12 protein-coding genes are annotated in these 13001 nt (G+C 66.8%); 7 read left to right on the top strand and 5 right to left on the bottom strand.

Annotation, left to right across the window (positions count from 1 at the left end; all coding sequences use genetic code 11):
* Position 1 precedes the first annotated feature (1 nt).
* The 3 genes from ABQU90_RS06935 to ABQU90_RS06925 are packed head-to-tail and all read right to left on the bottom strand — an operon-like array spanning position 2 to position 3348.
* Complete coding sequence (locus tag ABQU90_RS06935) at positions 2–1306, bottom strand: alkaline phosphatase family protein (protein WP_323521241.1); 1305 nt, start codon at positions 1304–1306, stop codon at positions 2–4.
* Between the two features lie 36 nt (positions 1307–1342).
* Positions 1343–1888 (bottom strand): methylated-DNA--[protein]-cysteine S-methyltransferase, encoded by a 546-nt coding sequence (locus ABQU90_RS06930; RefSeq protein WP_323521240.1) that lies wholly within the window; start codon positions 1886–1888, stop codon positions 1343–1345.
* Positions 1885–3348 carry an AlkA N-terminal domain-containing protein gene (locus ABQU90_RS06925; RefSeq protein WP_323521239.1) on the bottom strand — a complete coding sequence of 488 codons (1464 nt, stop codon included), beginning with the start codon at positions 3346–3348 and terminating at the stop codon, positions 1885–1887. The genes ABQU90_RS06930 and ABQU90_RS06925 overlap by 4 nt, the downstream gene beginning before the upstream one ends.
* A gap of 145 nt (positions 3349–3493) precedes the next feature.
* Here ABQU90_RS06925 and ABQU90_RS06920 point away from each other — a divergent pair, with 145 nt between their 5' ends.
* The 4 genes from ABQU90_RS06920 to ABQU90_RS06905 all read left to right on the top strand — a co-directional run bounded on the left by ABQU90_RS06920 (position 3494) and on the right by ABQU90_RS06905 (position 6252).
* Entirely contained in the window at positions 3494–4678 is a 1185-nt protein-coding gene (locus ABQU90_RS06920; protein WP_323521238.1) for a COG3904 family protein, read from the top strand.
* Positions 4679–4755: 77 nt separating this feature from the next.
* On the top strand, positions 4756–5010 hold the full coding sequence (locus ABQU90_RS06915; RefSeq protein WP_323521237.1) for a hypothetical protein: 255 nt from the start codon (positions 4756–4758) through the stop codon (positions 5008–5010).
* A gap of 275 nt (positions 5011–5285) precedes the next feature.
* Positions 5286–5825, top strand: a complete 540-nt coding sequence (locus ABQU90_RS06910) for a DUF4019 domain-containing protein (RefSeq protein WP_323521236.1) — start codon at positions 5286–5288, stop codon at positions 5823–5825.
* Positions 5826–5850: 25 nt separating this feature from the next.
* Positions 5851–6252: an MAPEG family protein gene (locus tag ABQU90_RS06905; protein WP_055849874.1), complete on the top strand. Its 402-nt coding sequence runs from the start codon at positions 5851–5853 to the stop codon at positions 6250–6252.
* A 208-nt stretch (positions 6253–6460) separates the two neighbouring features.
* Here the strand turns inward: ABQU90_RS06905 and ABQU90_RS06900 are convergent, their stop codons facing one another.
* Together ABQU90_RS06900 and ABQU90_RS06895 are read right to left on the bottom strand one after the other, a co-directional pair.
* On the bottom strand, positions 6461–6775 hold the full coding sequence (locus ABQU90_RS06900) for a hypothetical protein (RefSeq protein ID WP_115513410.1): 315 nt from the start codon (positions 6773–6775) through the stop codon (positions 6461–6463).
* The gene (locus ABQU90_RS06895; protein WP_104617131.1) at positions 6772–7026 is read right to left on the bottom strand and encodes an RNA-binding S4 domain-containing protein; all 255 of its coding nucleotides are present in this window, start codon (positions 7024–7026) and stop codon (positions 6772–6774) included. The genes ABQU90_RS06900 and ABQU90_RS06895 overlap by 4 nt, the downstream gene beginning before the upstream one ends.
* 427 nt (positions 7027–7453) lie before the next feature.
* Here ABQU90_RS06895 and ABQU90_RS06890 point away from each other — a divergent pair, with 427 nt between their 5' ends.
* The 3 genes from ABQU90_RS06890 (at position 7454) to ABQU90_RS06880 (ending at position 12846) form a co-directional block, all read left to right on the top strand.
* Positions 7454–9373 (top strand): DEAD/DEAH box helicase, encoded by a 1920-nt coding sequence (locus ABQU90_RS06890; RefSeq protein ID WP_323521235.1) that lies wholly within the window; start codon positions 7454–7456, stop codon positions 9371–9373.
* A 265-nt stretch (positions 9374–9638) separates the two neighbouring features.
* The gene (locus tag ABQU90_RS06885; RefSeq protein ID WP_323521234.1) at positions 9639–12044 is read left to right on the top strand and encodes a putative bifunctional diguanylate cyclase/phosphodiesterase; all 2406 of its coding nucleotides are present in this window, start codon (positions 9639–9641) and stop codon (positions 12042–12044) included.
* A gap of 79 nt (positions 12045–12123) precedes the next feature.
* Positions 12124–12846 carry a pseudouridine synthase gene (locus ABQU90_RS06880; protein WP_323521233.1) on the top strand — a complete coding sequence of 241 codons (723 nt, stop codon included), beginning with the start codon at positions 12124–12126 and terminating at the stop codon, positions 12844–12846.
* Positions 12847–13001: the final 155 nt, after the last annotated feature.

Raw genomic sequence — 13001 nt, 5'->3', positions numbered from 1 at the left:
CTCAGTGCGCAGCGTCCGGCGGCACGCGCAAGGCCGGCAGCAGGGTGGCCGGGTTACCGTCGTTGGGCGCTGCGGTGATGCCGAGCAGGCGCGTCATCAAGGTATACACATCGACGTTGTCGAACCCCGGCAAAGTCTTGCCCTGCGCCAGATCCGGGCCTTGCGCCACGAACACCGCACGCATCGAGGGCAGTGCAGGATCGAACCCGTGCGAGCCGCGCATGCCTTGTTGCGCGCGCTTGGCCAACTTGTCGGGGAACAGTGCATCCCAGCCTTCGTGCATCTGGCACACGATCGGCGGAATGCGCGGATGCGTGCCGTAATGCCAGCGCGCCAGTAGTTCGGTTTTACGCCAGCAGTCGTACTGCGCATGCGTGCCGAGCAGCATGGCCTCGGCGCTGGCCTGTTGCCCGGGCTGCGGATCGAAACCGATCACCTGACCATCGGTGACCGCGGTGGCAATCGCGGGCGGTGCGATCGCTTCCACGCTGATCGCATGCCCCGGCGCCACTTCGGCCATGCCGTGGTCGGACACCACGACGATGTTGGTGCGCGCACGGGTGCCGTCGCGCTGCATGCCGGCCAGCAGTCGGCCGATGGCGGTATCTACCGCGCGCACGCTGTCGGCGTATTCGCGCGATTCAGGGCCGTGATCGTGGCCGGCTTCATCCACGTGTTCGAAGTACAGCGTAACCAGACGATTGCGCTGCGCACCGGAGCGCGCGAGCCAGCCCAGCGTTTCGTCCACACGGGCGTCCAGGCCGACACCTTCTTCGTAGTGACGCCATTGCGTGGGGCGCACGCCCTGGATGGCCGCCTCGCTGCCCGGCCACGACCAGGTTGCCGCATGCAGGCCGGCCTGTTCTGCGCCCACCCACAGCGGCTGGCCACCCCACCAACGCGCGTCGCCCACCGCGTCCTGCTTGCTCAGCCAGAAGCTGCCCAACGCGGGGTCGCGCATGCTGTTGTGCACGATGCCGTGGTGGTCCGGGCGCAGACCGGTGACCAAGGTGTAGTGGTTGGGAAAGGTCAGCGACGGATACGACGGCGTCATCCAGCGCGCACGCACGCCATCGCGCGCAAGTTGGGACAGCGTCGGCGTGATGTCGCGATCGAGCATGTCTGCGCGCAGGCCATCGATGGAGATCAGCAGCAAGGTGTGCGGCGTGTCGTCGGATATTGCGGCGGCCGATGCTGGCGGCGATGCGGTGGGCGGCGTCGAGGCGCTGCGCATACCGGGCTGGGTGGAGCAGGCCGCCAGCAACGCGGTGGCTATCGTGGCAACTACAAGACGTCGGTCGATCATGTCGCCAGTTTACGGCGCAGCGATGACCTCGCGAAGTCAGGGTGCCTGGGGTGCGCGCTGATCGCCGAACAGATCGTCAGCACGCGCGATCTGGCGCGGCGACCAGCCTTCCAATTGCAACAACGCCTGCTTGGTCGGCAAGCCGCCGCCGAAGCCGGTCAGGGTGCCATTGGCGCCGATCACACGGTGGCAGGGCAGCACGATCGGTAACGGATTGCGGCCGTTGGCGGCACCCACCGCGCGGCTGGCGGCGGGGCGGCCTACCGCCTGCGCGAGCTGCGCGTAACTCCAGGTCTGGCCGAACGGAATCTGCGCCAACGTGTGCCAGACCTGCAGCTGAAAGGGCGTGCCGGCCGGTGCCAGCGGCAGGTCGAAACTGCGTCGCCCGCCATGCAGATAATCCAGCAGCTGCTCGCGCGCTTCGCGCACCAGTGCGGTATCGGGGGCATGCGTCCAGCGCGCACGTCCGGGCGCGTCGTAGCGGTTCTGCGCGAACAGGATATGGTGCACGGCGGTGGAATCGGCGGCCACGGTGAGCGCGCCGATCGGCGAGGGAAAGGTGTCGTAGTACAGCGTGGTCATGGGCGGGTGTCCTTGCGATCGACGGCGAGATGCCACAGGTGCAACACGGCATAGGCGCGCCATGGGCGCCATGCCTGCGAACGTGCCTCGGTGGCCCGTTCGCTTAAACGTTCCGGCGCGCCGAGAACCTGCTGCAGGATCAGGTCGCCGGCCGGAAACGCATCCGGATGCGAGAGCGCGCGCATCGCGATGTAATGCGCGGTCCACGGGCCGATCCCGGGCAGCGCGGTGCAGGCGGCAACGAAGTCGGACAGGCGCTGCCCGGCGCCGAAATGCAGCCGGCCTTGTGCGCAGGCCAATGCCAGTGCGCGCAACGTGGCCGCGCGTGCGCGTGGCAACCCGAGCTGTTCCAGTGGCGCATCGGCCAGTTGTTCGGGCGTGGGAAAACTGCGGTCCAGCCCAGGCGGCATGTCGGCATGATGGCCGCCGTGGCGGTCGACCAGCCGCGCCGCCAGCGTTGCGGCGCCGGCCACACTGATCTGCTGGCCCAACACCGCGCGCACCGCCACTTCAAAACCATCCCATCCCCCCGGTACGCGCAGGCCGGGCCGGCGCGCGATCGCCTCGGCCAACAGCGGCTCGGATTCAAGCGTGGCATGGACGGCCTGCAGGTCCGCATCCAGATCGAACAGCCGACGCACGCGACGCACGATCTGCGGAATCTGGCGCGGGTCGGTGGCATCGATGCGCAGCAGCAGTTCCGCCCGCTGCGGCGCGGCGACGACCTCGATCAAGCTGGCGTTTCCAGGCGTGCCGATCACGCGCCGGTAGCCGCTGGCATCGACCTGCTCGATCCCCGGAATCGCGCGGCGCTGCAAAAAGCCCAGCATCGCAGCCCAATCCAGCGGCGGGCGATACCCCAAACGCAGACGCAATTGGCCGCCTGGCACTTCGGTGCGCTGCTTGCGTAGCGCCGACGGCGGCATGCCGCAGCCCTGCAGAAAGGCCGCGTTGAAACGCCGCAGGCTGTTGAAGCCGGCAGCGAGTGCGACCTCGGTAACCGGTAAGGCGGTTTCGGTGAGCAACTGCTTGGCCAGCAGTAACCGGCGCGTGCCGTGCACCTGGATCGGGGTGGCGCCAAGCCGCTGCACGAACTGCCGTTGCAGCTGCCGCGCACTCACCCCCACCGCATCGGCCAGCGTCTGCACCGGCTGCTCCTGCAGGACGCCTTCGGCAATCATCGCCAGCGCACGCTGCACGCTTTCTTCGCCCAGATGCTGCTGCGCCTGCGGCGACAGCTCCGGACGACAGCGCAGACACGGCCGGTAGCCGGCCGCACTGGCCGCCGCCGCGCTCGGGTAATAACTGACATTGCCTGGCCTGGGCGCCGGCGCCGGACACACTGGCCGGCAGTAAATGCCGGTGCTGCGCACTGCAGTGAAAAACAGCCCGTCGAAGCGCGCATCGCGCGCCAACCGGGCGCGGTCGCATTGGATTCGATCGGGCGTCAACGTCTGCATGGCGCCAGTCTATGCCCTGGCTTCCGCCGAGGCTGGCCGTTTTCGGACAGGGTTGCCGCAGCGCGGCGTGTTCACGGCCGGGTCAAACCTGTGGCCCATTCAGCCATAGACTGAAGGTGAATCCGTCGCGCTCACAATCCCCATCATGCTCAAATCGCTTTGCCTGTCCGTTGCGTGTCTGCTCTTGCTGGTGGCGTGCGAACGCAGCGCGACGTCTGCCGATGCCGGGGCGGCGCAACAAAACAATGCCGGGCAGGCGGGCGATGGCGACCACATGGTGTCGGTGGATACGCCCGAGCCGGTGGCGCCGCCGCCACGTCCGCGCGCGCAGGCGGGCGAGGTAGGTTGGCCGCAGGCACAGCTGGAATCGGGCCAGGCGTGGATCAGTTGCGCGACCGATTACAGCAAGGAGGCCGGCGACGGCACGCTGCTGCCGGCGCTGGATCGGGCCAGCGTGGAAGCGGCGCTGGCGCCGTGCCGCGAGACCGGGCTGGTGCGGGTGCGGTATGCGGGCAAGATCAATGCCGGCTTCGCTGCGCTGGTCTGGCGCCTGGCGGCGGTGGCCGAGCAACTACGGTTGCCGCATCGCATCGTGGATCTGGATTCCAGCGGCGGTCAGGTGGAGGCGGCGATCCGCGCCGGCGACACCATCGGCGAATCCAACTGGACCATCTGGGTGCGCGAAGGGTCGGTCTGCCACAGCGCCTGCGTGTTCGTGCTGGCGGCCGGCGATAACCGCCTGGTGGCCGGCAAGGTCGGTATCCACCGGATGATGCGGATCAGCTCCAAGGCGACGTCGCGCGCAGAGCTCAATCGCGAATTGCGCGAGGTCTACGGCAACGTCAAGGATTATCTGGAGCGCAACGGTGTGGCAGTGGCGGTTGCCGATCTGATGATGACTGTGCCTAACCGCAGCCTGCGGCTGCTGACGATGGAAGAACTGCGGGAGTACGGTTTGGACGGCACCAATGCCGTGCAGGACGACCTGGAGCGCATCCGGCAGATGCGCAAATGCGGCGATGCGTTTGTGCGCCGCAAAGATGCGTTTCTGGTGGCGTTCGATCAAAAGTGCAAAGGCGAGGGCGCAGATCTAGATGCGGTCAACGCCTGTGGGCTGGCCCTGAAGCAGCGCTTCGGTTTTCCGGATGCGGCCTGCCCGGAGGAAAGCCCGCTGGCCGAGACCGATGCCGCCGCCTTGCCGGCAACCCCGGCGGCCGAGACGCAGACCGGTTCCGCAGCGGATGAGCGACCAAAGGCAGAACCGAGCGCCGCCGCGGCGCCGGATGCCGCAGAGACGGAGCCTTCGACGCCCGCGCACGCCGAGGGCTGAGGGCGGCGGCAAGTTTCACGCGTATCGCACTGCGCGCTGCCTATCGTCGCCCCATCACAACCGGGCCGGGGGGCACTATGCGAGGCAAGACCAAGGGCGTTGTACTGGCGTATCTGCCATCGGCGTTGCTGGTGCTGGTGGGTTTCGGCGTGGCCGAACTGCTGCGCGTTGCCGCCACCGCACTGCATGCGCAATGGCCGGCCACGCTGGGGATGTGGCTGAGCCTGGCGGCGCTGGTTGCGGCCGTCGCACGCGCGTTCTGGGTCAGCTGGCGCCTGTGGCGCCCGCGCGGCGTGGCTGCCGTGCCGCCTGCTCCAGGCGGAGAGCTGTAGCGATTCGATCCAGGCCGAACGAACCTGGTCTGGGTTAGGGCTGCGTTGAACGCGCGGTTCGCACTGGCTGCGCAGATCCGGCCTGCCGCCTGCGCTCTACCGGCGGATCAGGCGGCTTGTTACACGCCAACGCGACGGTGCCCTGCCGATCATGCAGTCAGCCGCTCCCACCCGGATCGCGCGCCGCTTGTGTTGCGCAGGTCCGGCCATAGACTGCGCTACCCACCGCAATGTGTGCGGTCCATCGCTTTCCAACCCGTTCAAGGTGCTGTCCCATGCTCCGTCCTCGTTTGCTTGTCGCGTTGGTGTTGGCTCCAGCGCTGGCGTTTGCTCAACAACCGCAGCCTTCCCGCGCGGCCACTGCCCAGCCGGCGCCCGCGGCACAAAAACCGGCGGCGGGGCAGCCTGCAGCAGCGCCCAGCGCGGCCCAGCAGGCGCAGGTCGCCAAGCAGGACGTGGAGATGACCCAGGCCGCCTTGCGCGTGGCGCAGATGGTCGATGCCAACAAGGCCGCCTCACTGTGGGACGGTGCGTCCAGCGTGGCCAAGACTGCAGTCAAGCGCGATGCCTTCGTCGCCCAGCTCGCCGGCGAGCGTGCGCGTCTGGGTGCGATGGTCGGGCGTGGTCAGGGCTCGGTGACGCGGGTGAAGTACGGCCCCGGCGCGCAGGTGCCCGAAGGGTTGTACGTCAACGTCAGCTTCCCGACCCGGTTTGCCAACGCGCCGCAACCGGTGCGCGAGCTGGTGTCCTTCCGTCTGGACGAAGACAAGACCTGGCGCGTTGCGGGCTACAGCCTGCGCACGGCGGCCAAGTGATGCGGCAGCCCGCCAGGAGACCGACATGCAACTGACCATCGAACTGCAGATGCTGGGCTGGGCCATGGTGCTCGGGCTGGTGCAGCTGCTGGCTGCATCGGTCAGCATGACCGCGCAGCGCGGCACCAAATGGAATGCCAGTCCGCGCGATGGCGATGCCAAGCCGTTGACCGGCGTCGCCGCACGGCTGGATCGCGCGTTTCGCAACTATCTGGAAACCTTTCCGATCTTTGCCGCAGCGGTGCTGGCGGTGACCGTAGCCGGTCGCACCAATGCGGAAACTGCCTTGGGCGTGCAGCTGTATCTGTGGGCGCGAGTGGCGTACGTGCCGGTTTATGCGGCCGGTATCCCCTATCTGCGCAGCGCAATCTGGGTGGTGTCGTTCTGGGGCATCGTCAAGCTGGTACGCGCGCTGCTGGGTTGGTAAGGCATTACGGTTCTGGCGCGTGCACGCTTGCCGTGCATCGCGCTTGACCCCGATCAAGCGCCGCGTCGCGCGTTGGCTCCAGACTGGGTGCATCGGCGGTAGCCAGTACGCAGCATGCAATCGGTGGATAGCGTTATCCGCCGTTTTTAGACGGGCATGGGCGTGCAAGCAGGCAGGCGCTACGAGCATTCCGCCGTACTGGATTGCATCAGCTCGGCACCCGCGCCACGATCGCATCGATCGCCGCCTGCGTATCGCCGCTGCGCATGGCCTCTTCCAGCAGCGGGATCGTCCAGGCGCACCCTGCATGCGTCAGATGCACGCGCCAGTCGCCTCGCCAGCCGTCCAGCTCATGCAACGCCAGCATGATGCAGCCGCCACGGTCGGCATGGCCGCCATGGATGGATTGCTCCAGCCAGAACGGGCGCGCCGCGCCGAGTTCGATCGAAAAGACGTAGACGTCGTGCTTCGGATCTTCGGCCGACGGCGCGATATTGCGCTGGCCGATCTCGATCACCCTCATTCGCCGGACTCGGACTCGGACTCGGACTCGGGGTCCATGGCCATGACGCGAATTTCCACGTCATCCAGTTGCACGAGTTGACCGGGGCGGATCTTCGCGGTCTTGCGCAGCTCCTGCACGCCATCGACGCTGACCGCGCCGCTGGCGACGATGGCCTTGCCCTGGCCGCCGCTATCGGCAATGCCGGCCAGCTTGAGCAACTGGTTGAGTTCGATGTACTCGCCATCCAGGTCGAATTCCAGGAATTGCATGCTGCGCTCGGTCGAAAAAGAAACCGATTATCCGCCCGGAGCCGCCACCGGCACCACCATGCGCAAGCCCGCACCAGACACATGGTTGGGCGCAGGCAGCCGTAGCGCGCTGCCACCTTGCGGGCGATGCCCGCGTCGGCCGAGTGGCCGCCTATTGGCGGCGAAACCGCGCAATCTCCTCCAGCAAGCTCGCGGCCCCGGTCATGCTGCGGCCGGCCTGGGCGTCGTCGGTTTGCAGGTCTGTATCCACGGGCTTGGCTCAGGTGCCGGGCAAGGCGGGGAAGTGCGCGCCAGGATGCTTCGCCGGGGCGGGCGAATCCTCACAACCTGAACAAAACGTCACGACCCTTCGACACGAAGGGGGGTAAGGGCGCACAATACCCTGCTTTGCGCCTGCCGGCTCCGTGCGGCGCCTCCGGAGTTACCCATGACCCAAGAATCTTCCGCGCCGCTGCTGTTTGCAGACCTCGGCCTCTCGGACGCTGTGATGAAAGCCGTTGCCAACGTTGGCTACGAGTCGCCGTCGCCGATCCAGGCTGCCACCATTCCCGCGCTGCTTGCCGGCCGCGACGTCCTCGGCCAGGCGCAGACCGGTACCGGCAAGACCGCCGCGTTCGCGCTGCCGGTGCTGTCCAACGCCGATCTGAACCAACTCAAGCCGCAGGCGTTGGTGTTGGCCCCGACCCGCGAACTGGCCATCCAGGTTGCCGAAGCCTTCCAGAAGTATGCCGAAGCCATTCCCGGTTTCCGCGTGCTGCCCGTGTACGGTGGCCAGCCGTATGCCCAGCAGCTGAGCGCGCTCAAGCGCGGCGTGCATGTGGTGGTGGGTACCCCGGGCCGGGTGATCGATCACCTGGATCGCGGCACCCTGGATCTGTCCCAGCTCAAGACGCTGGTGCTGGACGAAGCCGACGAAATGCTGCGCATGGGCTTTATCGACGACGTCGAAGCGGTGCTGAAGAAGCTGCCGGAAAAGCGCCAGGTGGCGTTGTTCTCGGCCACCATGCCGCCGGCTATCCGCCGCATCGCGCAGACCTATCTGAAAGACCCGGCCGAAGTCACCATCGCGGCCAAGACCACCACTTCGGCCAACATCCGCCAGCGTTATTGGTGGGTGAGCGGGCTGCACAAGCTGGACGCGCTGACCCGCATCCTCGAGGTCGAGCCGTTCGACGGCATGATCATCTTCGCGCGCACCAAGGCCGGTACCGAAGAGCTGGCGCAGAAGCTGCAGGCCCGTGGCCTGGCCGCGGCTGCCATCAACGGCGACATGCAGCAGGCTGCGCGTGAAAAGACCATTGCCCAGCTCAAGGACGGCAAGCTGGACATCCTGGTCGCCACCGACGTGGCCGCTCGCGGCCTGGACGTGGAGCGCGTCAGCCACGTGCTCAATTACGACATCCCGTACGACACCGAAAGCTATGTGCACCGCATCGGCCGTACCGGTCGTGCCGGCCGCAATGGCGACGCCATTCTGTTCGTCACCCCGCGCGAGAAGGGCATGCTGCGCTCGATCGAACGCGCGACCCGCCAGCCGATCGAAGAAATGCAGCTGCCGAGCGTGGATGCCGTCAACGACACCCGCGTGGCGCGCTTCATGACCCGCATCACCGAGACGCTGGCCAGTGGCCAGATCGATATGTACCGCGATCTGCTGCAGCGCTACGAGGCCGAAAACAACGTGCCGGCGATCGAGATCGCCGCGGCGATGGCCAAGTTGCTGCAGGGCGATGCGCCGTTCCTGCTGACCCCGCCGGTGCGTGGCGCGCGCGAAGAGTTCACCCCGCAGCGCACCGAGCGTGCCGACCGTGGGGATCGCAGCGACCGCGGCGAGCGTCCGCGTTTCGAGCCGAAGTTCGAGCGTGGCCCGCGTGCCAACGACGGCGAGCGCGCACCGCGTCCGCCGCGTAGCGAGGATGCCGGCAGCGAGCGTCCGCGTCGTGACCCGGCCCCGCGTGGCGAGCCGGAGTTCGGCATGGAGAGCTATCGCATCGAAGTGGGTCACACCCACGGCGTGAAGCCGGCCAACATCGTCGGCGCCATCGCCAACGAAGCCGGTCTTGAAAGTCGCTACATCGGCCGCATCGATATCCAGGACGATTACTCCATCCTGGATCTGCCGGCCGACATGCCGCGCGAGTTGCTGACGCACCTGAAGAAGGTTTGGGTCTCCGGCCAGCAGCTCAACATGCGCAAGCTGGAAGAAGGCGAGGCGGCGTCGTCGCCGTCCAAGCCGCGCTTCCCGCGTGGTGGCAAGCCGTCCGGTCGTCCGAACGGCCCGGGGCGTCCGATGGATCGCGCCGGCGCGCCACACCGTAAGGGTCCGCCCAAGCCGCGCGGCGAGTAAGCCCCGCTGACAATCGGCTGCGCGGCGAAGCGCGCACGTAGCCGGTGTCAATGCCGCTATTCCTTTCCAGGCATAGCCTAGCAATGTAAGCAAGCGTGTCCCGACAGGGACCGCAGAGGGCGGATGGTCAGCCAGGCTGACCTTTTCCGCCGGCCGTCCGGCAAACGGACGCCGCCATACAGACTCGGCCATGACGGCCGCTACTGCCTTCAGGCGCCCACTGGGCGCCTGAATCGCATCGGGCGGCGGTGGACGAGGACGGGCAATGGCGCAGGCAGCACGCAGCACACGCAGTGACCGGACCATGCACATGGTGCGCGGTTGGCTGACGCTCCCTCTGGCACTGCTGATTGCCGTGGCTGTCGGCATGGCCGTGCTCTCGGCACTGGCGATCGAAATCCAGTCCGGTGCCACCGCCTGGATCGTCGGCCAGAGCCACTGGTCCAACGCCCAGCAGGAGTCGGTGTACTGGCTGGAACGCTATCTGGTGAGCGGCGATCCGGCTGATCTGCAGGCCGCCTGCCGCGCGCTGGAAGTGCCGCTGGGCGACCGCGCGGCACGCGAGGCGGTCGAACAGCCGGTGATCGCCTGGACGGCGGTCTATGCCGGACTGGCGGCCGGCCGCAATGCCCCTGAGGACATGCCGCAAATGGTGCGTCTGTACCGCTACGGCCATGTCTTTCCGTATCTGAGCGACGCCATCGCGATGTGGAAGCACACCGACGCCGACCTGTTGAAGCTGAGTGCATTGGCCGACCGTGCCGCCTCCGTGCAGGCCGCCAGTACGCCGGATCCGCGCGCGCTGCAGGCCTTGCGCGATGATCTGCATCTGCTCGATGGCCGCATGCGCGGCGATGCGGCGCAATTCCAGGCGCTGCTGATCCGCTGCGCGCGGCTGCTGCACGACGTGATGGCGGCCTGCAGCCTTGCCACCTTGTTGTTGGTGCTGACCACCTGCGTGCTGGCGATGCGCCGTATCCGCGACTATCTGCTGTCGCACGAGGGCCGTTTTCGCACGGCGTTTCAACAAGCCGCACTGGGCATGGTCAAGTTCGATCTGCGTGGCCACGTGCTGGATGCCAACGCCTCGATGGCCAATATCCTGCGCTACCGCCCGGAGGAACTGCAGGCCCGCACGCTGGCCGAGGTGGTGCATCCGGACGACATCGTGCTGGACAGTCGCGGCATGATCGACTGGCCACGGCTGATGCAGTCCGGCGAGCTGCGCTTCCTGCGTGCCGATGGCGAAGTGATGTGGGGCCGCTGGAGCGCCTCGCTGGTGGAGCCGGGTCCGGAGGAACCCACGCTGGTGCTGGCGGTGATCGAAGATGTCTCGCACGCGCACGAGCTGGCCGACGAGGTCGCCTTCCACGCGCGTCACGATGCCTTGACCGGCCTGATCAACCGGCGCGAGATCGAGCGCCGACTGCTGCGTCTGATCGAGCCGCCGCAATCGCCGCAGCTGTGCCATGCGTTGTGCTTCGTGGATCTGGACCATTTCAAGCTGGTCAACGACACCTTCGGACATGCGGTCGGCGACAAGTTCCTGTGCCACTTCGCCGACGTGATCACCATGCAGCTGCGTCCGGGTGACTGGCTGGGGCGGCTGGGTGGCGACGAGTTCGCGATTCTGCTGGCCAATACCGATCTGGTGCAGGCGCAAACCCTGCTGGAACGCATGCATGGCGTGCTCGGGCAGCCATGGAGTCATCAGGGCGGCCGGCCGCTGACGCCGAGTTGCAGCTTTGGTGTGGTGGAAATCCGCAAGGGCGCCAGCGACGTCAATGCCTTGATGACTGCGGCCGATCTGGCCTGTCACGCGGCCAAGGAAGAAGGGCGCAACCGGATTCGGTGTTTTGGCGAGAACGATCTGGCATTGGCGCGTCGTCGGCATGACGGTGGCTGGATCAGCGCCGTGCAGCAGGCCATCGCCGAACAGCGGCTGCTGCTGTACGCACAGAAAATCCAGGTGCTGAGCGACCCCGGTCGTCTGCAGTACGAAGTGTTGGTGCGCATGCGCGCGCGCGATGGGCGTGTGCTGAGCCCTGGCGAATTTCTGCCTGCGGTGGAGCGTTACGGGCTTGGGCGCATGGTCGATGCCTATGTGCTGGAAACCTTGTGCGCGCAACTGGCCGACAACCCGATGCATGTGGCGACGCTGGATCTGTGCCATGTCAATCTGTCTGCGCAATCGATCGCGCAGCCGGACTTTCTCGATTTTGTCTGCGCCTTGTTCGAGCGCTATCCCACGCTGGTGCCCAAGCTGTGCATGGAGATCACCGAAACTGCGGTCATCGGCGATCTGGAACATGCGCAGCGCTTCGTGCAGAGCGTGCGTGCGCGGGGCTGCCACGTGGCGCTGGACGATTTCGGCAGCGGCCTGGCCTCGTTCGGCTACCTCAAGCAATTCACGGTGGATGTGCTGAAGATCGATTGCGGCTTCGTGCGCAATTACGCGCATGACGCGGTGGACCGCGCCGCGGTGCATTCCATTGCCCAGGTCGGCCTGGCACTGGGCATCGAAGTGGTGGCCGAAGGGGTGGAGTCGGAGGCGGATATCCCCGGCCTGCGCGATGCCGGCGTGGGCCAGGTGCAGGGCTTCAGCCTGCACCGTCCGTGCCCGCTGGAAGACCTGATCGCACCACAGCCGTTGCTGGCCGTGACCGGATAGGGCCAGTCGGCAGAGCCGCGCGCCACGCTGTGACTGCACAAAAGTGCGTTGCCGGCTGTAAATCGCCGATAATCGAACGATGACAATCCGACTCAACAAACATATCGCCGACACCGGCTTCTGCTCGCGCCGCGAGGCCGACCGCCTGATTGGCGAACGCCGTGTCACCGTCAACGGTGTGGTGGCCGGCACCGGCGCGGTGGTGGGCGACGAAGACACCGTGCTGGTGGATGGCCAACCGCTGCGCGCGCGCGAGGCCAAAAAGCCCGGCGGCCGCAAGCACGTCTATATCGTGCTCAACAAGCCGGTGGGCATCACCTGCACCACCGAGAGTTCGGTCAAGGGCAATATCGTCGAATTCGTCGGCCACGAGCAGCGCATCTTCCCGATCGGCCGGTTGGACAAGGAGTCCGAAGGGCTGATTTTGATGACCAGCAACGGCAACATCGTCAACGAGATCCTGCGTGCGGAAAACCGCCACCAAAAAGAGTATCTGGTGGCGGTCAACAAGGCGGTCACCGACGAATTCTTGCGTGGTATGGCACGCGGCGTGCGCATCCATAACGAAACCACGTTGCCGTGCCGCACCGCGCGTATCGCCAAGTTCGGCTTCCGCATCGTGCTGGAGCAGGGGTTGAACCGGCAGATCCGCCTGATGGCGTCCGAATTCGGCTACCGGGTCACCCAACTGCGGCGGGTGCGCATCGACAACATCAAGCTTGCCGCGCTCAAGCCTGGGCAATGGCGCAACCTGAGTGATGCAGAACTGCGCGGTCTGCTGCCGCAGCGCACCGACTGGTAAATCGGCCGGCCGGATGCGCTGCCGGATGGCAGGCGCAGTGGTCGCCATCGGGTGCTTCCGCTGCAGTCGGTATGGGCGTTCGCGTGCGGCCCGCCGGGTGCGAATAGCGGACCAGACGCTGCGCTTGGCACCTTGTGGGCGCCGGCTTGGTCATC

Origin of the sequence: Xanthomonas sp. WHRI 10207, assembly GCF_040202975.1 — a bacterium.
In the GTDB taxonomy this organism is placed as follows: domain Bacteria; phylum Pseudomonadota; class Gammaproteobacteria; order Xanthomonadales; family Xanthomonadaceae; genus Xanthomonas.
The sequence above is the reverse complement of the archived record's forward strand: the minus strand, read 5'-3'. Positions and strand labels throughout refer to the sequence as shown.

What these genes read in the sequence shown, in the direction of transcription:
- ABQU90_RS06935 (WP_323521241.1), bottom strand. Translation starts at nt 1,306, where the DNA reads ATGATCGACCGACGTCTTGTAGTTGCCACGATAGCCACCGCGTTGCTG.
- ABQU90_RS06930 (WP_323521240.1), bottom strand. Translation starts at nt 1,888, where the DNA reads ATGACCACGCTGTACTACGACACCTTTCCCTCGCCGATCGGCGCGCTC.
- ABQU90_RS06925 (WP_323521239.1), bottom strand. Translation starts at nt 3,348, where the DNA reads ATGCAGACGTTGACGCCCGATCGAATCCAATGCGACCGCGCCCGGTTG.
- ABQU90_RS06920 (WP_323521238.1), top strand. Translation starts at nt 3,494, where the DNA reads ATGCTCAAATCGCTTTGCCTGTCCGTTGCGTGTCTGCTCTTGCTGGTG.
- ABQU90_RS06915 (WP_323521237.1), top strand. Translation starts at nt 4,756, where the DNA reads ATGCGAGGCAAGACCAAGGGCGTTGTACTGGCGTATCTGCCATCGGCG.
- ABQU90_RS06910 (WP_323521236.1), top strand. Translation starts at nt 5,286, where the DNA reads ATGCTCCGTCCTCGTTTGCTTGTCGCGTTGGTGTTGGCTCCAGCGCTG.
- ABQU90_RS06905 (WP_055849874.1), top strand. Translation starts at nt 5,851, where the DNA reads ATGCAACTGACCATCGAACTGCAGATGCTGGGCTGGGCCATGGTGCTC.
- ABQU90_RS06900 (WP_115513410.1), bottom strand. Translation starts at nt 6,775, where the DNA reads ATGAGGGTGATCGAGATCGGCCAGCGCAATATCGCGCCGTCGGCCGAA.
- ABQU90_RS06895 (WP_104617131.1), bottom strand. Translation starts at nt 7,026, where the DNA reads ATGCAATTCCTGGAATTCGACCTGGATGGCGAGTACATCGAACTCAAC.
- ABQU90_RS06890 (WP_323521235.1), top strand. Translation starts at nt 7,454, where the DNA reads ATGACCCAAGAATCTTCCGCGCCGCTGCTGTTTGCAGACCTCGGCCTC.
- ABQU90_RS06885 (WP_323521234.1), top strand. Translation starts at nt 9,639, where the DNA reads ATGGCGCAGGCAGCACGCAGCACACGCAGTGACCGGACCATGCACATG.
- ABQU90_RS06880 (WP_323521233.1), top strand. Translation starts at nt 12,124, where the DNA reads ATGACAATCCGACTCAACAAACATATCGCCGACACCGGCTTCTGCTCG.